Annotated in this window: 21 protein-coding genes and 1 pseudogene; 9 read left to right on the plus strand and 13 right to left on the minus strand. The window is 58.2% G+C overall.

Annotation, left to right across the window (positions count from 1 at the left end):
* Positions 1 to 100: 100 nt before the first annotated feature.
* Both NT179_04820 and NT179_04825 read right to left on the minus strand, forming a co-directional pair.
* Positions 101 to 1,420: a hypothetical protein gene (locus NT179_04820; GenBank protein MCX5721337.1), complete on the minus strand. Its 1,320-nt coding sequence runs from the start codon at positions 1,418 to 1,420 to the stop codon at positions 101 to 103.
* 161 nt (positions 1,421 to 1,581) lie between these two features.
* Positions 1,582 to 2,013 carry a response regulator gene (locus NT179_04825; protein MCX5721338.1) on the minus strand — a complete coding sequence of 144 codons (432 nt, stop codon included), beginning with the start codon at positions 2,011 to 2,013 and terminating at the stop codon, positions 1,582 to 1,584.
* 519 nt (positions 2,014 to 2,532) lie between these two features.
* Here NT179_04825 and NT179_04830 point away from each other — a divergent pair.
* Positions 2,533 to 2,919 carry a hypothetical protein gene (locus tag NT179_04830; GenBank protein MCX5721339.1) on the plus strand — a complete coding sequence of 129 codons (387 nt, stop codon included), beginning with the start codon at positions 2,533 to 2,535 and terminating at the stop codon, positions 2,917 to 2,919.
* Positions 2,920 to 3,025: 106 nt separating this feature from the next.
* Here the strand turns inward: NT179_04830 and NT179_04835 are convergent, their stop codons facing one another.
* From NT179_04835 to NT179_04845, 3 genes are all read right to left on the minus strand, one after another.
* The gene (locus tag NT179_04835; GenBank protein MCX5721340.1) at positions 3,026 to 3,784 is read right to left on the minus strand and encodes a DUF3047 domain-containing protein; all 759 of its coding nucleotides are present in this window, start codon (positions 3,782 to 3,784) and stop codon (positions 3,026 to 3,028) included.
* Positions 3,785 to 4,106: 322 nt separating this feature from the next.
* Positions 4,107 to 5,663, minus strand: coding sequence for a mercuric reductase (locus NT179_04840; protein ID MCX5721341.1), 1,557 nt, complete (start codon positions 5,661 to 5,663; stop codon positions 4,107 to 4,109).
* 63 nt (positions 5,664 to 5,726) lie between these two features.
* Positions 5,727 to 6,431 (minus strand): TVP38/TMEM64 family protein, encoded by a 705-nt coding sequence (locus tag NT179_04845; GenBank protein MCX5721342.1) that lies wholly within the window; start codon positions 6,429 to 6,431, stop codon positions 5,727 to 5,729.
* A gap of 290 nt (positions 6,432 to 6,721) precedes the next feature.
* Here NT179_04845 and NT179_04850 point away from each other — a divergent pair, with 290 nt between their 5' ends.
* Positions 6,722 to 7,366 carry a sulfite oxidase-like oxidoreductase gene (locus NT179_04850; protein MCX5721343.1) on the plus strand — a complete coding sequence of 215 codons (645 nt, stop codon included), beginning with the start codon at positions 6,722 to 6,724 and terminating at the stop codon, positions 7,364 to 7,366.
* 18 nt (positions 7,367 to 7,384) lie between these two features.
* Here NT179_04850 and NT179_04855 read toward each other — a convergent pair whose 3' ends face one another.
* Positions 7,385 to 7,600 (minus strand): DUF3565 domain-containing protein, encoded by a 216-nt coding sequence (locus tag NT179_04855; protein ID MCX5721344.1) that lies wholly within the window; start codon positions 7,598 to 7,600, stop codon positions 7,385 to 7,387.
* An 88-nt stretch (positions 7,601 to 7,688) separates the two neighbouring features.
* Here NT179_04855 and NT179_04860 point away from each other — a divergent pair, with 88 nt between their 5' ends.
* Positions 7,689 to 8,588 carry an NAD(P)-dependent oxidoreductase gene (locus NT179_04860; GenBank protein ID MCX5721345.1) on the plus strand — a complete coding sequence of 300 codons (900 nt, stop codon included), beginning with the start codon at positions 7,689 to 7,691 and terminating at the stop codon, positions 8,586 to 8,588.
* A 100-nt stretch (positions 8,589 to 8,688) separates the two neighbouring features.
* Here the strand turns inward: NT179_04860 and NT179_04865 are convergent, their stop codons facing one another.
* From NT179_04865 to NT179_04880, 4 genes are all read right to left on the minus strand, one after another.
* Entirely contained in the window at positions 8,689 to 9,147 is a 459-nt protein-coding gene (locus tag NT179_04865; GenBank protein ID MCX5721346.1) for a hypothetical protein, read from the minus strand.
* On the minus strand, positions 9,144 to 9,638 hold the full coding sequence (locus NT179_04870) for a heme-binding protein (GenBank protein MCX5721347.1): 495 nt from the start codon (positions 9,636 to 9,638) through the stop codon (positions 9,144 to 9,146). Before NT179_04870 ends, NT179_04865 begins: the two co-directional genes overlap by 4 nt.
* A gap of 168 nt (positions 9,639 to 9,806) precedes the next feature.
* Positions 9,807 to 9,992, minus strand: coding sequence for a hypothetical protein (locus NT179_04875; GenBank protein MCX5721348.1), 186 nt, complete (start codon positions 9,990 to 9,992; stop codon positions 9,807 to 9,809).
* Positions 9,993 to 10,148: 156 nt separating this feature from the next.
* The gene (locus tag NT179_04880; protein MCX5721349.1) at positions 10,149 to 11,093 is read right to left on the minus strand and encodes a pectinesterase family protein; all 945 of its coding nucleotides are present in this window, start codon (positions 11,091 to 11,093) and stop codon (positions 10,149 to 10,151) included.
* Between the two features lie 168 nt (positions 11,094 to 11,261).
* Between NT179_04880 and coaE the strand changes: the two genes are divergently transcribed.
* The 3 genes from coaE to thiI all read left to right on the plus strand — a co-directional run bounded on the left by coaE (position 11,262) and on the right by thiI (position 14,162).
* Positions 11,262 to 11,864, plus strand: a complete 603-nt coding sequence (coaE, locus tag NT179_04885) for a dephospho-CoA kinase (protein ID MCX5721350.1) — start codon at positions 11,262 to 11,264, stop codon at positions 11,862 to 11,864.
* Positions 11,865 to 11,915: 51 nt separating this feature from the next.
* Positions 11,916 to 12,842 (plus strand): thioredoxin-disulfide reductase, encoded by a 927-nt coding sequence (gene trxB, locus NT179_04890; protein ID MCX5721351.1) that lies wholly within the window; start codon positions 11,916 to 11,918, stop codon positions 12,840 to 12,842.
* Positions 12,843 to 12,983: 141 nt separating this feature from the next.
* Positions 12,984 to 14,162 carry a tRNA 4-thiouridine(8) synthase ThiI gene (gene thiI, locus NT179_04895; protein MCX5721352.1) on the plus strand — a complete coding sequence of 393 codons (1,179 nt, stop codon included), beginning with the start codon at positions 12,984 to 12,986 and terminating at the stop codon, positions 14,160 to 14,162.
* Positions 14,163 to 14,350: 188 nt separating this feature from the next.
* On the opposite strand, the gene NT179_04900 is transcribed toward thiI, so the two are convergent.
* Positions 14,351 to 14,887 carry an SRPBCC family protein gene (locus NT179_04900; protein MCX5721353.1) on the minus strand — a complete coding sequence of 179 codons (537 nt, stop codon included), beginning with the start codon at positions 14,885 to 14,887 and terminating at the stop codon, positions 14,351 to 14,353.
* A 262-nt stretch (positions 14,888 to 15,149) separates the two neighbouring features.
* Here NT179_04900 and NT179_04905 point away from each other — a divergent pair, with 262 nt between their 5' ends.
* The 3 genes from NT179_04905 (at position 15,150) to NT179_04915 (ending at position 18,080) form a co-directional block, all read left to right on the plus strand.
* The gene (locus tag NT179_04905) at positions 15,150 to 15,515 is read left to right on the plus strand and encodes a hypothetical protein (protein MCX5721354.1); all 366 of its coding nucleotides are present in this window, start codon (positions 15,150 to 15,152) and stop codon (positions 15,513 to 15,515) included.
* 2 nt (positions 15,516 to 15,517) lie between these two features.
* Entirely contained in the window at positions 15,518 to 16,525 is a 1,008-nt protein-coding gene (gene queG / locus NT179_04910) for a tRNA epoxyqueuosine(34) reductase QueG (GenBank protein ID MCX5721355.1), read from the plus strand.
* Between the two features lie 202 nt (positions 16,526 to 16,727).
* On the plus strand, positions 16,728 to 18,080 hold the full coding sequence (locus tag NT179_04915) for a sigma-54 dependent transcriptional regulator (protein MCX5721356.1): 1,353 nt from the start codon (positions 16,728 to 16,730) through the stop codon (positions 18,078 to 18,080).
* Positions 18,081 to 18,303: 223 nt separating this feature from the next.
* On the opposite strand, the pseudogene NT179_04920 reads toward NT179_04915, so the two are convergent.
* A pseudogene (locus NT179_04920) lies at positions 18,304 to 18,489 on the minus strand (type II toxin-antitoxin system HicA family toxin).
* Positions 18,486 to 18,707, minus strand: coding sequence for a type II toxin-antitoxin system HicB family antitoxin (locus NT179_04925; protein MCX5721357.1), 222 nt, complete (start codon positions 18,705 to 18,707; stop codon positions 18,486 to 18,488). Before NT179_04925 ends, NT179_04920 begins: the two are co-directional and overlap by 4 nt.
* Positions 18,708 to 19,033: the final 326 nt, after the last annotated feature.

The raw sequence follows: 19,033 nt of genomic DNA on the forward strand, positions 1-19,033 counted from the left end.
GCCTCGAAAGCATCCTCAACGTAGCCCTGAGGCTACGCCTCCGGTGCTTTCATCGGCTGCGGCCGCGCTGGACAAACTTTTTGAGCATCCTGCTGGTTTATCAGCAATCACCGCGAACGCCGAGCCGCTTCTGAACGAAGGCTCGTTCTTCCGCCTCGCTGGTGATCATTCCGTCGATCCGCGCATCCAGTAATTTTCCCAAAATGGTCCCGTACTGAGGTCCCGGCGTCAACCCCATGGTCTGAAGATCCTTCCCCTTCAATACCGTTGTGATCACCCTGCTCTTCTCATAGGCCACCAAATAGCGCCTCAACAGGCTCAATCGCGCTGCCTGTTGACGGCTAATCTGTTTCGCCAGAAGCAACACGAGGGCCTCGTCCGGGAAATCTACCAAAAGGCGATAGACCTGCGATGGCCGTAGGGTTCCTCTATCGGTGAGTCTCTTCAGTACGCGATCGACCCTTTTCCCTCCGGCACTCACCTTAGTCGCCTGCTCGCGTGAGCAGGCCAGCCGCTTGATGATCGCAGCGATCACGACTGGGCTGGACTCGCTCGACAGGGCCATGAGGTAGACGATCGGCCGATCGATCACCGCATCAGGGAATCGCCTGCCCCACCAGGCAAGCGCCTTGGGAACGGCCGTGACCACTCGCGTCACCGTCGCCGTGGCGCACAGACAGCGGTGGAGGAAGCGAAGCAACTGCAACTGCGTCAGCCGCACAATCGCGCGCACCGGATCCTGCTCGGCGAACAGCAACAGAATTTCGTTCTGCAAACGTGGGCCGGAGAGCTGCTGGATCAGATTCGTGGAGGCCGCTTGCGTCAGTAGACGCAAGGTACCAGGCTCAAGGCGAAACCTGAACCGTTGTTCGAACCGGATCGCCCTGAAGATGCGAGTGGGATCGTCCTGAAAACTGCCCGGATGCAACACACGAATCGTACGCCCACGAAGATCGCGCTGCCCTCCGTAGACATCGAGCAACCGTCCGAACTGCCCAGGATTGAGTTGCATTGCGATGGCATTGATGGTGAAGTCCCGCCGGTAGAGATCCTCCTCGATCGATGCAGGCTGGACCGCCGGCAGAAGAGCAGGCTCCGCGTAGGACTCCCGCCTGGTCGTCGCGATATCCATTTTGAGCCCGTCCGGGAAGACCAGCCGCGCCGTCGCAAACCGTTCAAACACCGCCAGCCCCGTTCGGTATCGATCAGCCACCGCCCGCGCAAAGGCGATTCCATCCCCTTCCACTGCCAGATCGAGGTCCAGTGTCACATGCCCGAGCAACAGGTCGCGAACCACACCGCCCACGACATAGACGTGACAGCCCCGTTGATCCCCGAGCTCCCCAATCTCTCGCAGCAGCCCTACGATCCGAGCAGGAAGCCGTTCGAGCAGCGCCGGGCGAAGTCTCTGCTGTGCCATGGGCCTAGAAGCTTGCACAATGGTTCACTCGCATGGCCGCATTGTAGCAACCCCGCGTTATATTCGAAACCACACGAGTCGATTTGAAGGGATGAGGTCGACGTGACAGAGGGGGACAGGCTCAAACAGAAGGGGAGGCCGCAGACGGACGAAAACCACGTTCACTCTAATGAGACGTGACCGACTCCCGTTGGCACCCTGGGCGGTGATTCAACACAGGAGGCCTGCAACGCATTCTGAACCAGCGCAAGAACCTCTTGGAAGTTAAATGGCTTGAGGAGGTAGGCCACGGCCCCTAACTGCAGGACATCGTCAGCGGACTCGACACTCCCTCCGCCACTCATCACAATCACTTTGACGTCTCTTCCGGCCGCTCGTATCCGTCGCAGCAACTCAATCCCGCTGTAGTCGGGAAGCCCGACATCCATGATGACGAGATCGATCGGGTTCTGGACAACGAGTTCAAGAGCTGCAGCAGCGGTCTCCGCACTCTCGACTTGATAGAAGGGACGAAGAATCATCATCAGAGCCGCACAGGGCTCTTCTTGATCTTCGACGATCAGAATGCGCTGCTCAGATAAGCGTGCCGTCATCACACCCTCCAGTCTGAATCACTATCCTGACTGGAGAATATTACATTGCAAGTTAATTTTCTACTAGGTCCATTTGCACTCTAGGTCCATTTGCCCATTTTAGAGAGGGAAAACCCTAGTCGTCATGACATTTCTAACGACTCAGAATGTTCCCCTCCGCTGGCTGTGAATAGCCAGAACAAAGTCTCGCCATAACAACGCAGGATTGATTCCACGTAGATGAATATCATGAGACTCAGATGGCCCGCCGGCACAACTTTCAGAAATTTGCGGCATCGGTAAGGGTCAGCTGAAGTGAATATAAACCGTGATGAATGGGCCTCAACCAATTTTGAGCAGATTTGCACAGACCGCCGCCGCCTTTTCTCCATTTTTTCGTCTAGATACATGCCCCACTCTCAATTGACTTCTAACCGTCAGCAACATACAGATTTCAGGGTCAGTCCATCTGGCATGTGGCTTGCTCACTGGAAGTTCCAGACGTGCACACTGTCCAAACTTTTACAGGAGGTTCCCGCGATGGAGACGAACAGCAAGAGACAGGTTCTGCCGATCCTTATTGCCACCCTGGCTATCATGGTTCTGGCAACAGCGCCAGCGATGGCGAGTAGTTCCAAGAAGTCTCATTCGTCTGCCGCAGCGGCTGCCTCGTCGCTCGGATCTGTCCCAGCCACTCCGGCGGCGCCGAAGTGGGGACAGCACGACAGCAAACCCGGTCCGGCCTGGAGAACTATCGGCGGAACCATTAAGGATGTCGAAGGCGACGTGTACACGATTGAAGACTTCGAGAGCAAGCGAGTCCAGATGTACGTCGGCCGGGGCACGAAGTATCTCAAGAAGAAGAATGTCGGGGACACTGTCCGCGCTGAAATTACGCGAGGCGGCTTCGCGAATTCTATTCAGTAACCCACATTTTGAATCCGCGCACCCACTTCCAGCGTGGTGGTGTCCAGGAGCGGGCTGACCCTAAACAGGTCAGCCCGTTCCCTATAAGCCACCAGACAACACAGGCTCACCGAGACGACTCCTTCATTGATTTCAGAAAGACAATATCGCCGTAGTAGGCCGTGGCCCGCTCCTTGGTATTGTCCGTATCCGTCATGATCGCCACGCCGTTAATTATCGGGGGCTCCTCCCCGAACGTGGCCTTGTAGTCCTCGTAGATGTTCCGTTCCTCCTCGACCCAGGTTCCAACTTTTTGCGGCCCGCTCTCCACCACGATCATTCGCGCAAAGCTCGTATAGGCATTCTCGACGATCGTGCCGATTGGCGTGTTCCTGTCCCAAATGTAATTGAGGGCCCCGATCGGGATGTCCCCAAAGATCACACGGCCCGCCTTGTATTGAAGCTTTTTGGCGAAGCTGGTCTTTTCCGGGTCATACTCAAAGGTGACGTAGAGCCTGGCGGGATAATCGTCTCCATCTTTTCTCGTCACATCGCTCCGCGCCAAGACCTTCTCCACCCTCCAGCGCCAGCAAATGATCGGATAGTCCCTGGGATCGATCCTGACCTCTTTCGTCAGACCGGAAGCAGAGGCATCGCTCGTGGCCTTGACCACGACGATCTCGCCATCTTTCACCAATTCGTAGCGGGTCTGTTTGGGGATCTTCTTAAACGTGAGAGGTTTCCAGCCCTCCGGCAACGCCTGCCCCACAGTCCCGCTAGAAAACTTCCCCACCTCGATCACGGACGGAGATTCAGCCCTCGCAGCCACAGGCGCAATCAGCAACCCCATCACCACAAGCACAAACGGCCAGGCCCCTCTTTTCATCCATCTCCGCAATGCGAGCGGGCCCACCCTCATCCCCTTCTCATTCAGCAAGGATTTCCATACCCTTCGTCCCATCCACTTTTACAAAGAGGATGGGACGGTTATCCTGACGTGTGCGCGTCCAACGAGGGCCTTCTGAGGCCGCGCGTTGCGCGAGCACTGGGATAACCGTCCCTCTCCCATCTCTCCCATCTCTCCCATCTCTTCCTTCTCTGCCTTCTCTTCCTGCAGAGTGGGCCTGGTTCGCCTTCGACTGCGCGCATCGAACGAGCACCGCTTTATCGTGCGCGTTCTGCAAGCAAGGAAGGCGACCAGGCCCGCCCTATCCCCTCCTCAGCCAGGCAAACAACTTCACCAGCAGAGCCTTCGTGCGCGGAGTAAAATGCGCCTTCCGCCAGAGGTTCACTACCTTCTTATTCACCTCTGCCTGCGTCGGGTAGGGATGGATCGTCCCGGCGATCACCTTGGCACCGGCTCCCGCCTTCATCAGCACGGAAAATTCGTTGATCATCTCTCCCGCATGGGCCGCGACGATCGTTGCCCCCAGAATCTTGTCGGAGCCTTTCTGGATATGCACCCGCGCGAACCCTTCCTCTTCTCCGTCGAGGATCGCGCGATCCACTTCGTCCAACTTGACCGTGTAGGTTTCCACCTCCAGACCTTGGGCCTTCGCATCCGCCTCGTACAGACCCACATGGGCGATCTCCGGCTCAGTGAAAGTACACCAGGGCATGATCAACGAATCCACATTCGCGTAGGCCAAGCCGACGGGATGGGGGAAGAGCGCATTCTGAATGACGATCTGCGCCATCGCATCGGCTGCATGGGTAAACTTATACTTGGAGCAAATGTCCCCGGCGGCGAAGATACGGGGATTCGTCGTCTGGAGCCGACCATTCACCCTCACACCGGTCTTATCGTATTCGACCCCGACCGCCTCCAGCCCAAGCCCCTCCACATTCGGCGTGCGCCCGGCGCCGACGAGGATTTCATCCACCGTCACGTCATAGCCCTGGCCATGGGATTCGACCGTCAACCGCTTACCGCTCTCCGTACTGGCCACACGAAGATCCTTGCCGCAACAGAGCAGCTGGACACCGTCTCGAAGGAGGGATTGCTGGACGACCTGCGCTCCGTCCCGATCTTCATTCGGCATCACCCCGTGCAGCGCCTCGACCAGATAGACCTGGCTGCCGAAACGAGCAAAGACCTGAGCCAGTTCGCATCCGATCGGCCCAGCTCCAATGACAGCCAGGCGGGATGGAAGTTCGCTCAGGGAAAAGACCGTTTCGTTCGTCAGGTAGCCTGCTTCTGAGAGGCCTGGAATGGACGGAGCGGAAGCCCTTGCCCCGGTGCAGATTGCGGCCTTAGCGAACCTCACGGTCCTGTTGCCGGCTGGCCCTGTGATTGAGACGGTCTCTCTATCGACAAACTTAGCATCGCCAATATAGACATCCACCCCGAGCGACTTGTACCGATGGGCGGAATCATTGTAGCTGATCCGCGCGCGCAGCTTCCGCATCCGAGCCATGACGGCGCCAAAGTCATAGGTCACGCCGGGAGGAATATGAATTCCGAATTCTTCCGTCCGCTTAAGATCGGACCAGGCCTTCGCCGCCCGGATCAGGCCCTTGGAGGGCACGCAGCCGACGTTCAAACAGTCGCCGCCCATCAAGCGCCGCTCGATCAAGGCCACCTTCGCCCCGAGGCCCGCTGCAATGACCGCCGTAATCAGTCCAGCAGTCCCGGCCCCGATCACCACGAGGTTGCATCGGTCGGTTGAATCGGGATTCACCCAGGTCGGCGGATGGACATTCTCGAGGAGCGTCCGGTTGTACTCGTCGTCCGGGAGCATCAAAGGTTCTTCCTGGCGACTCATCGTAGCGATCCCCATGTTCTTTTACATTTCACGTTTCACGCCTCGCGTTTCACGAAGTTGTGGTCATAGTGGCTTGGCTGCAAACTTCTTATAGAGGACGGGCGCCAGCGCCAGGAGCCCGAGCAACGTGAAGGCCAACAACACGTTCGGCGAGGCAATCTCGCGCAATGAATTGATCGACCCGAGCTGCCGCCCCGCATAGGCAAACACGAAACTTCCGGGGACGATGCCGATGGCGGTCGCAGCCACGTAGGTACCGAGGCTCACCCTCGTCAAACCGGACACCATGTTAACGAGAAAGAATGGAAAGAGCGGGATGAGCCGCAAGGTCATCAGGTAACTGAAGGCGTTCTTCGCGAATCCCGCCTGGATCGGGCCGAGCAGTCCTCCGAATTTCCGCTCCACCCAATCATGCAGGAGATAACGCGCGGACAGAAAGGCCAGAGTCGCACCGGTCGTGGCCCCCAGATTCGCAAAGAGGGTCCCCCACAGACTGCCGAAAAGAAACCCTCCGGCGAGCGTCATGATCGCAGCGCCAGGGAGCGACAAGCCGGCAACCGCAATATAAGTCAGGACAAACAGTCCGGCCGCAATCGCATAATGTGCGTCCGTGAAGGCCAGCATCTGGTCGCGATGCTCTTGCAAGGAACCCAGAGAAAGAAACCGCCCGAGATCAAAATACAAGAACAGACCGATCGCCAGGGCGAGGGCCGCCACGATCAGGATCTTGCCCCGGCTCGACCCGCGCGCAGGAATAGTCGTTGTCATGGAGTTCGTCATGGTTCTGTGCCGGATATCATGGGGACTCCTCTCATGGGTGTCAATCGGGGCGATGCGCCGATAGGTCCAATGGGCGGCTTGTCAGGAGTGCTGCTGCTCCCGTACTCTAGCAACATCAACAGGCTGTTCAAAAAGGCCGTCCCATTCACGCGTGAAACGTAAAAGGTGAAACGTTTCGGAGGGGGAGCACTCGGCAGCCCTACGTCTCACCCTCACGTCTTACCTTTCACGGTTCGTGAGAGCGTTTTTCCAACAGCCTGCTGGGCTAGGAGGTGACGATGGACCAAAACGACCGACTCATCAAAACCAAGGAACAATGGGCCAAGGCCCGCCGGGGCGGCGAAGAACGGGAAGTGTTTTACGAAGGAGATGATCGCCTGCCTCCGGGGCAACATCTCGTCGAGACCTGGCCTGTGCTCGATCTCGGATTCAAGCCGGAGATCCCCCTCTCGGAATGGCAACTTACGATCGGTGGAGCCGTCACCAATCCTGCTACCTGGACCTGGGAAGAATTCCTCGCCCAACCCCAATTCAAAGATGTTTCTGACTTTCACTGCGTCACAAGCTGGAGCCGCTTCGACAACGAGTGGGAAGGGGTCAGCTTCAAACACATCATCGCCATGGTGAAGCCTCTGCCATCGGCCAAGTTCGTCCTTTTCAAATCGTTCGACGACTACACGACCAATTTACCGATTGAAGCCTGCGACGACCAGGACGTGCTCCTGACCTACAAATGGAACGGCAGGCCCCTCACGAAGGAGCACGGAGGCCCGGTTCGCGTGATTGTCCCCAAACGCTATGCCTGGAAAGGCGCCAAGTGGGTGAAGGAGATTACCTTTTCGGAGCAGGATGAGAAGGGCTTCTGGGAGGTGCGAGGCTACTCGAACACGGCCTTCCCCTGGAAAAACGATCGGCACGGATGACACGGTCGGCCCACGCCCCTAATCGAGGGGCGTGACGCTCGGGACTTCCGCTTCGTCACACTTCTTGCAGTTCAAGGTCTCTCCGAGATGCTGGCTCCTGCCTGCCTCTGTCAGAACCCAGGGCCGATTCGTCATCGGCGGCTGATGGCGCACATGCTGCCCATGGCCACAGTGCAGATCTGCCACCCAATCGCCATATTCGTCCAGATGAAACCCGACAATAGGCTGCTGCATGCCAACCCCTCCGTCATATCCCGTTATCGATTTCTTACGGTCATGCTACACTCGTGCGCATGCTAACACGAGCAGAGGAGCAGGCGTGATGGGGCAGGCTAAGGCAACAATCGGCTTCGTGGGAATTGGACGGATGGGAGCCAACATGGCCCGCCGGTTAAGGGATCAACAGGAAACTATCGTCGCCTTGTACGATAGGGATCAGGCCAAGGTCACCGACCTTGCGGTCGAGCTCGGCTGTGAAGCGGCGGCAACCCCTGCCAACGTCGCAGAACTCGCCGACATCATCTTCACGGTGGTGTCCGACGATGCGGCGATGCGCCAGATCTTTTCCGAGACCGGCACGGAGAGTCTTCTCTGTCGCGCCAAGAACCGGCTCTTCATCAACTGCGCCACCCTTTCGCCGGCTGTGCATGTCGAGATCTACACGCTCGTAACACAACGGGGAGGCCAAAGCCTCGAAGCCTGCATGGCCAGCAGCATCACGCAAGCGCGCCAGGGCTCGCTCTACCTTATGTGCGGCGGTCGCCCCGATGTGTTCGAAACCGCGAAGCCGCTCTTGGAAAAATTGAGTGCGCACCTCCGCTACATCGGACCGGCAGGAGAGGCCGCGAAGGTCAAAACGCTCGTCAACATGGTGATGAACAGCAACACGGCCGCCCTGGCGGAAGGGCTCGGGCTTGGGGAAGCACTCGGCCTGGACCTGACCCTGTTGCGAGACATCTTCGCCCAAACGGGAGCCGCGTCGCGCGTGCTGGAAACTGACGCCGAGGATATGCAGAACCGCGCCCATGACTGTTACTTTTCGGCGGCCCATGCGGCCAAGGACTCGGGTATCGCTCTCGCGTTAGCGAAGGACGCAGGTCTCACAGTCCCGTTAGCTCAGGCGACCTACAAGCAATACCAGCGGCTGATCGCACTCGGCAAAGGTGAGTTGGACAAGTCTGCCATTTCTGAGCTCACCTTCAAAGACCGGGCATCCCAATAGATACGTCGCTCGCCTCACCAGCCCTAACCCTCCAAGGCAGCTACGCTGCCAGGTTCCACGAGTGGCGTTCTTCCTACACGTATCCTGTCGATGGAAAGACTTATCGTTTCTCAAAAGGAAGCTCTGGCCTCTGACTGGCAGGAAAGTAGCTCCACAACTTCTCCTCATTTTCGTCGAAGCTGCCGAGAAAGGTCACATAACGATCGAGGGTGCGAAACTCGGCCAGCGTGATCGTGCAATGCCGCGCGTCAATGACGCGGGCATCGAACTGGCCCACCACATAGAGCAAACCCGTTCGCGTTAAATAGAGGTTCCGCCGGCTCGCATAGCCGGTATTGGGGAACAGGTCCTCCTCGATGGAGCAGCCTCCTGGCCCAACGAGCGCGAGATGAAGGTCGTGCCGGGACAAAAACGGATTGGTGGCGAGTCTGGTGATCGTCACGCGCACCTGATCTGCAGGAAACTCGACAGAAGCCGGCACCGGCACATCGCTATTGCAGGCCGTCAGCACAACCAGGAGGAGGCTCGCCAGCCCCCTCACAGGAGAGGCCCAGCTCACTTGGCTGCCGGAATTTTCTGCGCCGCGTCGATCGCATCCAGCCCCGCCTGAGCACAGGCATCGTCCAGATGCGCGCCTGGCGCTCCACCGACACCGATCCCTCCGACCACCTCACCGCCGATCTCGATCGGCAAGCCGCCCCCCAGGATCAAGACCTGATCGTTCATCTCGCGAAGGGCCTGCAAGGTCGGCACCTTATTGATCAGCTCCGCTAACTCGGTCGTCGAACGGCGCAGACTGGCAGCGGTGTAGGCCTTCTTCCTGCTGCTATCAACCGTATGGGGCCCGGCCCCATCGGCTCTGACCATGGCGCGCAACACGCCGGCCCGGTCCACGACCGACACACTCACCTTATACCCGTCTTTTTTGCAGGCCTCTAACGATGCCTGGATCGCCTTGCCGGCCATACCCATCGGCAGAACCGACTCTTTCGGTAATTCATCAGCAGCCGGCGCCTCAGCAGGCAGCAACGCAAGCGATGCCACGATCATGAACCGACAGGCCACAGTGACAGAAAACCGATGCTGCACGTAAGCGTAGGCCATGGGTCTATCTCCTGGTTGCAAAGGGAAGCAGTCTGCAAGAGCGTACGAAGGCCCGACAGGCCTGTCAAGGGGACCACGGTGGATCAGGGATTGAGGAGGTAGAACGCGAGCTTGTCAGCTCCAGATGACGCGTTCTTGATTGAGGAGGTAATCAATCACTTCGATGCTATTACGCATCTGGATCTGCGCCTTTTCAGACATAGGGAGGACGGCACCGACCAACTTACCTGATTCAATATCGTCGAGCGACGGGATTCCGTCCACTCCACGTCTTTCAAGCTCTTGTCGATAACTTGCCACGGTCGCTCTCCTATTTGTTTGACTGAGCATGGAACAGAGCAATTCCCACGCCAAAGACTTACGATCCATCAACTTACGCTAGATTTTAAGCATAGCACATAGAAAACCGGCCTGACGGTAGATCTCTATCTCATTGATTCAATGCTGTTTATTGATCTATCGCGTGGCAGCGCTGGCGGCTGGAGCCAGGGCGCCAAGGTAGGGGAACCGACCGATTTTAAGAAGCGGCGTATCGAGACGCAGGCGAAAATCGTCATGTTCCGGGTCAATAAAGGAGGGGTCCCCGGTAATATCTGACAGGGCCTTGAGCTCCGGAGCCGGTTGGTTCGGGTTGCCAGGCCGCAGATAATCCCCATCCCTGTTGTAGAACGCATTGAAAGACGTGCTGGTCTGACTGGAGGACGCGATCAGAAACCCTACTCCGTTCAGCCCGACTACATTGCCAGTGACGTCGCTCTGGGATTGCCCAAGAAACGCCGCCCCTCCGCCGTTCTTGACCAAGGTATTGCTCACGATCGCGGCGCGGGCATGGCCGCTGACCACCACCGCTTCAAAAAGACTCCTAGTAATGACATTCCGCTCCAACCGCACATTGGACTTGCCGGCAATCGAAACCCCATGGTCGTTATCATGGATCACATTCCCGACCATGATCGCCTCTGAGTCGGCAAACTGCACGCCGGTCGTTTCGCTCCCGCCGATGAGACAGTCTTCGATCCGCACATCATGGACCTGCTGGCTGAACAACATCCCGTTGATGGTGAGCCGACGAAGGACCAGCCCCTGCCCGTTGAACAGGCCGACCGCATGGCCGCCATGATCGTTGATGGTCATATCGCTGATTTCAATGTCCGTCGCCCCATAAGGCCACTTCCCCACATGGAGCGCGCCCACCACGATGTCGCGCCCCAGGATCGTCACCTGATCGACGCCGGCCCCGACGAACTTGATCTTCTCTTTGCTGTGAATGGTCACGTCCTGAGCATACCGGCCTGCCTTGACGAAAACGGTGTCGCCTTTCCTGGCTGCATCCACAGCCTCTTGAAGGGACTGGAAATCTCCTGTCCCGTCAAGCGCCACGACAATGGTCCGAGGACCCATTGGAGGCCCCTCGTCCGCCAAACCCAGGCTAAAGCCCGATAGCCCAACAGCTGCAATGAAACTCAAAACCAGAAACCTTTTCATGGAGAAACTCTTACAGGCCAGCCCCTCTAGAAGTCAATCGTGGTTTGTTGTGAGGCGCACATTCGCGTGCTATGCTCCGCCCCCATGATTGTGATCGGCCTCACAGGCGGCGTCGCTACCGGCAAAAGCACCGTCGCCAAGATGTTCCAGCAATGCGGCGCGGTCGTGATCGATGCCGATCTGCTGGCGCGGCAGGTCGTCGGGCCAGACAAACCGGCCTGGCGAGCCATCGTCAACACGTTCGGCAAGACCATCCTCAATCCTGACCGCAGCCTCAATCGCCACGCGCTCGGAGTCATCGTCTTTCGCCATCCAGCGAAACGCCTGGTGCTGGAAGCCATCATTCACCCCCGCGTCGCCCGCGAGCAAGCCAGGCTGACGAAACAGGCCGCACGAACAGACCCTCGGGCGGTGGTGATCTACGACGTACCGCTCCTCTTTGAAGCCGGCATCGACAAGCGAGTTGACCAGACCATCGTCGTCACAGCAGACCGAACGGCCCAGGTTTCCCGTCTCAAAAAACGAAACGGCCTCTCCCGCGCCGAAGCCCTGCACCGCATCAAGAGCCAAATGCCCTTGGCCAAGAAAGTCCGGCGAGCGGACCACGTGCTGGATGGAACCCTCCCTCGTCCCACGCTCCGCAAGCACGTCAGCCAGTTATTCACGCGCCTGCGCCTGCTCGCGTAACGCCCCTCCTGCTCCGTGCATTCCCTCCGCCCCCTGTGTTAAGTTTTCGCCATGCGCAACGTCGTCATCATCGGCTCAGGGCCTGCCGGACTCACTGCCGCAATCTATGCAGCGCGGGCAAATCTCTCCCCCCTGCTCATCGAAGGCTGGCAATCGGGCGGGCAACTGACCACCACGACCGAAGTCGAGAACTACCCGGGCTTTGCCAAAAGCATCATGGGCCCTGAACTGATGAAAGAGATGCGGGCGCAGGCAGAACGATTCGGCACGGAGTTCCTGACCGGCGAAGCTACAGCGGTTGAGCTCGCGCGAAGGCCCTTCACCCTCACGATCGACGCCGAACAGACCCTACAGACCAAAACCCTCATCATTGCGACCGGCGCGTCGGCCATTCAAATCGGCTTGAAGAACGAAGCGCGCCTCACGGGGCACGGCGTCTCTACCTGCGCCACTTGCGACGGATTCTTCTTCAAGGGCAAGGAGCTGATCGTCGTCGGCGGCGGCGACAGTGCGATGGAGGAAGCCACCTTCCTCACTAAATTCGCCAGCAAGCTCACCGTGGTCCATCGCCGTGACAAACTCCGCGCGTCGAAGGTCCTCCAGGATCGCGCGATGAAAAACGAAAAGATTGCCTTCCTCTGGAACTCCGCCGTCGAAGATATTCTGGGCGCCGATGTGGTGACAGGCGTGAGCGTGAAAAACCTTGTGACCGGCAAGGTCGCAGAGGTGCCGTGCGCCGGAGTCTTCGTCGCGATCGGGCACCGCCCCAATACCGCTCTGTTCAACGGCCAATTAGACCTGGATGCCAAAGGTTACATCCACACGACAGAGGGAAGCGCCACAAGCGTGCCAGGTGTCTTCGCCGCCGGCGATGTGCAGGATTCAAAGTACCGGCAAGCCGTCACCGCCGCCGGCTCAGGCTGCATGGCCGCCATCGACGCCGAGCGCTTTCTAGAATCGGGCAGTCATAACCTCTAAATCCTCCGCGGGATGCTCAAAATGGTCGTCCAGCAAGGCCGCAGGCGAGGCACATACCGGAGGCGTACCCTCGGGGGTACGTTGAGGATTGTGTCGAGCCGAGAACGACGTTGGCGGCCATTTTCAGCATCCCGATAAACTATGCGCTGCGCCATCGTCCATTACCACGAAATCGCCCTCAAGGGCCGCAACCGCGAATATTTCGAAGAGCGGCTCGTGCGCAATATCCAATGGATGCTGAAGGACCTCGGCGTCAAACGCGTCGAAAATCTCCGCAGCCGGATTCGCGTGGTCCTGCCAGACGGGATTCCGGACCAGACCATCATCGAGCGGCTCACCAAAGTCTTCGGGATCGCCAACTTTTCGCTCGCCCATGGGTTGCCGCTCGACCTGGCCCACCCGGACCTGGGAGCGCTCAGCCAGGCAGTCATCGAATCGCTCCAATCAGAATCCTTTTCCACCTTTCGCGTCTCGGCGAAACGGGCCGACAAACGTTTGACGCTCACCTCCATGGAAGTCGCGCGGGACGTCGGCGCCGCTGTCTGTGACGCAACCGGCAAGAAAGTCAGCCTGAAGGATCCCGACCTCACGGTCTATCTCGAACTGCTCTCCAAAGAAGCCTACTACTCGATCAAAAAGATTCAGGGGCCTGGCGGAATGCCGGTGGGGGTCAGCGGAAAGGTCGCCTGCTTGATTTCCGGAGGGATCGATTCTCCGGTCGCAGCCTATCGCATGATGAAGCGAGGATGCCGGGCCCTCTTCGTCCACTTCTCCGGCCGCCCTCTCGTGAGTCGCGCCTCGGAAGAGAAAGTTCGTGAACTGGTGCAGCTCCTCACGGCCCATCAATACACGTCGAAACTCTACGTCATTCCGTTCGGGGAGATTCAACGGGACATTGTGGCGAGCGCGCCAGCCCCCTATCGCGTGGTGCTCTACCGGCGCGTCATGATCCGCATTGCGCAGGAGTTAGCCAAACAAGAACATTGTTGGGGACTGGTCACGGGCGATAGCTTGGGGCAGGTGGCGTCGCAGACACCGGAAAATCTGACGGTCATCGAAGAGGCTGCAGAGCTGCCTCTCTTACGGCCGCTGATCGGCATGGACAAACTGGAGATCACCGACCAGGCAGAGCAGATCGGCAGCTTCGCCATCTCGATCGAGCCGGATCAAGATTGCTGCTCGCTCTTTACCCCACCCCACCCCAGCACAAAAACCAGACTCGAGGACATTCTGAGAATCGAACAAATGTTCGACATCGACGCGCTAGTAAAGCAAGGCCTCGACAAAGCTGAATTGTCCCAATTCACCTTCCCCCAGTAGCAGGCTGCCCCCAAAAGACCGTGAAGCGTACCTCGTTGGGGATAGAGCGTATGGCTTATGGCATGTAGCTGGCAGCAAAGACGCCCACTCTCCTATTCTGACCATACGCTATCGGCTATACGCCATATGCTCTTCTCTTCGGACGAGATACGAACGACGCTTCACGAACGACGAACTAAGAGCCTCACTCATCGCCCCGACTGCCGCACCTGCGCGAGCGCCTTGTCCTTCACGATTCGAAAATGCGCGTCCAGATCTCGTTTCATCGCAACCGCGACAAGCCAATCAGGCACCACCGACTCGATCTCGACGAGCAGTTCGAACTCGGCATGGGTCTGAGATCCACCCTCGACTGGAGTCAATTTCCACCGGCGATGATACCGGGTGAAATCTCCGCCTTTCAGATCTGACACCAACTCTCCGTTTGATAACAGCCTCGATTCCGTCACCAGCCGGCGCTCCCCCGGCAACAGAGCATGCTCAATCCGTACATCCAGCGTGGTGACTCCATCCTGGACTTTCAAGTCGGCAATCTTCATCCGCACGTCGAACAGTGCCGGCCAATGGGCATAATCGGTAAGGATCGCCTGGATCACCGAAACAGGCGCGGGAAAGAGGACTGTGGCCGTCGCCTTCACGCCACCGGTCGGTTCCGTCCGAACATCCAACAAGACCGGCTCAGCCGCATGGCTCCAGCCGGACCAGCCGAAGACAAAGCAAAACATGAGGACTAATGCACGCCACAACATGACGCGATTATATATGAGAGCCGGACAAGTACTAGCTGGAGGCAAAACTATTTCGCAGGATGCTCAAAATGACTGTCCAGCGAGGCCGCAGCCGATGAAAGCACCGGAGGCGTACCCTCCAGGGGTACGTTGAGGATGCTTTCAAGGTGAGAACGAAGCTGGCGGTCATTTTCAGCATCCTGCAATAGGCAGAAACGTGATTGACGCATCCAAATATCTCTGTGCTAGGATGCGAACGATGAAACAATTACTCCTCATATTACTTATGCTCATCGGCCTCTGGAGCCAGTCTGCAGAGGCTCAGGCACAATCTCTCTCCGAATCGACCGCCACCACCGAACAGTCTTGCAGTTTCGGGATGGCCAAGGGCGAGGCCTCGCAGAACTGTCACGTCCCCTTCCCCACTGGCTGCCTCGTGGCCAACGTCCCAGGCACAGACAAACCCTGGACGACCATCTCCAAGGGCGGCAAAACCTTCTGCCGCTTCGACGACAAAGCCACGGACTGGAAAACCAAGATCACCGGCTCCTGCGGCCGCTGCAAATCCGACCATTGTTCGGTCCAATTTATTGTCCGATTTGATTGTTCCCAACAAGCCCACTAGCCATGTCTTTGGCTAACGCCATCAAACGCGAAGCCCTATCGCTGGGTTTCGACGCAGTCGGCATCAGTCGAGTCGCGGGCAGCAGTCAGCCTGATTCGTCTCTACCCCCTGGCCCCGCTACTCCGCTATCCCATCTCTTATTCAGTCGTCTCACGGAATGGCTCAGCCTGGGCTACTACGGCACGATGGCCTGGATGACTCGCGATCCCTCACGGCGAAGCAATCCGCAACTGGTCTTGCCAGGCTGTCGATCGATGGTCTCAGTCGGGATGAACTACTACACGGACAATCGCGCGAACGAGCAGCCTGGCATGGGCCGCATTGCCCGTTACGCCTGGGGGAAGGATTACCATACGGTGATGAGCCAGCGGCTCTCGCAACTCGAAGCGAAGATCGCAGCTTTGGCGCCTGGCGTGACCACCAAACCCTACGTCGATACAGGCCCGATCATGGAAAAGGCCTGGGCGCAGCAGGCGGGCCTCGGCTGGATCGGCAAACATTCCAACCTCGTCTCAGCCGAATCTGGCTCCTGGCTCCTGCTCGGAGAAATTCTGACGACCCTGGATCTGGAACCGGATGAACCGGCCACAGATCTCTGCGGAAGCTGCACCCTCTGTATTCAGGCCTGTCCGACCGGCGCCATCGTCGAGCCCTATGTCGTCGATGCCAGACGCTGCATCTCCTACCTGACCATCGAACTGCGTGGTGACCGAGAGGTCATTTCCAACGAGCTTGCTGCTCAAATGGGCAATCGCATCTTCGGCTGCGACGATTGCCTGGACGTCTGTCCCTTCAATCTTCGAGCGGACGCAACGAATGAACCAGCCTTTCTCCCCAGCCCCTTAACCCTCGCCCCCAGCCTCCAGGCCCTGGCTCAGATCAGCGAGGAAAGTTTTGCTGCGACGTTCAAAGAGAGCCCCCTCAAACGAGCCAAACGAAGCGGCCTCCTCCGTAATGTAGGGATTGCACAGGAGAATCTCACGCGACAGACAGGGAGCCAGGCCTCATAGCCCGCCCCTTTCTTCTTGGAGGAAAGAGGAGTAGGCTAATTTCAGTGCTTAGCAGGATACTCAAAAGGGCCGTCCAGCAAGGCCGGAGGCGAATCAAAACCGGAGGCGTACCCTCGGGGGTACGTTGAGGATTTCGATGAGTCGAGAACGATGCTGGCGGACGTTTTCAGCATCCTGATGGTGGTTCGCGGGGAGGCGATTCATGCATCCTCCAATCCTGCTGCTCATCTCAGCCAATCCTCTCGTGTCACTGTTACTTGAACAGACCCTCGACCGCCGCGCCACCATCCTTCCCGCTACCACAACCGAAGAGGCTCTACGCCTCCTGAAAGATCAAACAGACCTGAAGCTCGTCATCTGCGACGAGAGCCAGGGGCGGATTGCGAGCCAAGCAATTCTCTCTCAGGCCAGACGCACCGGACAGAACCTCCCGATCATCATCCTCGGAACAGACGGATCAGCAAAAGCCGCTGTCGAAGCGTTACACCGTGGCGCCACAGACTATCTCGCTCAACCGGTCACAACGAAGGATCTCCAGACTGCCATCCAGAAGACCCACGCCTTCGACGCGCCAGAGCCCCAAGCGCGGGCAGAGCGCCCCTTCGCATTCGATCAGATCGTCAGCCGGTCTTCCCAGATGAAACTGCTGAAACATCTGGCAACCGAAGTCGCCCAAACCGATGCGACCGTCCTCATCACCGGCGAAAGCGGCACCGGCAAAGAGCTCTTTGCCCGGGGGATCCATGCCTCCAGCCCCCGGTTCAAAGGCCCCTTCGTGGCCCTCAATTGTGCCGGCATTCCCGAGCACCTCCTCGAATCGGAACTGTTCGGCTATCAACGAGGCGCCTTTACCGATGCGAAGCAGGCCAAGCCTGGACGGTTCCAACAAGCGGAGGGAGGCACGCTGTTCCTGGACGAAATCGGTGAGATGAGCCCGTCCGCCCAGGCCAAGCTCTTACGCGTGATGGAAACTCACCAGGTCGATCCGCTGGGAGACACGCGCAGCATTCACGTCAACATTCGCGTGATCGCCGCCACGAACGAAGACTTGCCGGCTCAGATCAAAGCCGGGCGATTTCGCCTGGACCTCTACTATCGGCTGAACGTCTACCAGCTCCGCATCCCGCCGCTCCGCGAACGGCCGGAAGATATCGAGCCGATTCTAACTTCGTTCTTAGATGTTGCCCGCCGCGATCATGGCTGTCGCATCAAGGGCATCACCCAAGCCGCTCTGACTATCTTGCAAGGCCACGACTGGCCCGGCAATGTGAGGGAGCTGCACAATGTCGTCGAAGGACTCACGATCACATGTAGAGATGAGATGATCCAGCCGGACCACCTCCCAGCTTCAGTGCGAGATACCGGATCGGCAGGATCGAATGGAGAAATCGAGAAGACCTCGCTCCTGGCCTTTGGCCTCTCGGCTCAGGAGATGGAAAAGAAGCTGCTGAAAGAAGCGCTACAGCAAACAGGCGGCAACATCTCCGAAGCCAGCAGACTCCTCAAGATCACGCGCAATACGCTCCGGTATCGCATGGCCAAGTACCACCTCTAACAGGCTGTTGAAAAATCCCGCCAGCTTCGTTCTCAGCTCGCAAGAATCCTCAACGTACCCCTGAGGGTACGCCTCCGGTTCTTGCTCCGCCTGCGGCCTCGCTGGACGGTCTTTTTGAACAGCCTGCCCATGAAAATACTGAGACAAGAAGGAACGGGCGCCCTGGATGGTCCCTTTCGCTCACAGAGTGCGCACGATCAGAAGGATGGAAAGGACGGAAGTGCTAAGGCTTCGGAACTTCTAAGTCTTTGCAGATCTTAAAAACGAGGAAATCGTTGATCTCTCGATGGCGGGGGACGGTTGACGTTTTGCCGGCGGAGCGGTTCACCTACACATTATGGCTTCCGCCTTCACGAAGAAGCTGGACACCGTAGCGTTCGAGGTGACGAATCAAATCGATCCGTTTCATGAAATGGAGGCGAGATGCTCCCGGATCACGGTCTTGCTCCCGAGAGATTCTTCCGCTAACGCACGGTTAGATTCCAGGACCAGTTGAGCGGCCTCTTGAAGATTGGTCCGGGCTTCATCAAGCGTGTCTCCCTGCGTGTTTGCGCCGGGCAACTCCTCGACAAACGCGATATACCCTTCCGGCACTTGCTGGAAAACGGCGGTCAACTGTTCCTTCATAACTGTGTCCTCCTTACGCGTGCAGTACAATAGCGAAAATAGGCCATGCCCACTCTCACCCTAGAAAGGAGCGGCCAAGTACCCTTCTTGCTCCCAGAACACGCAGGATGAAACAGTGCTCGTTCAATGCACGCAACCAAGGATCGAGCAGGCCACCCGTCAGAATGTACAATTGCAAGGCCCGACCCCGTTTCGTCGCCGGGCGTCATATGGGGGATCTGACCCCGTCGATCCGTCCCTCCCGACCGAGGCCGACGCGCCTTGCGCGCCTGACGCAGTGCGGCCAGCATTTCGCTCCGCAGCGTGCCGCGTGGCAGCACATACAA

This window comes from Nitrospirota bacterium (genome assembly GCA_026387665.1).
Taxonomy (GTDB): Bacteria; Nitrospirota; Nitrospiria; order Nitrospirales; family Nitrospiraceae; genus Palsa-1315.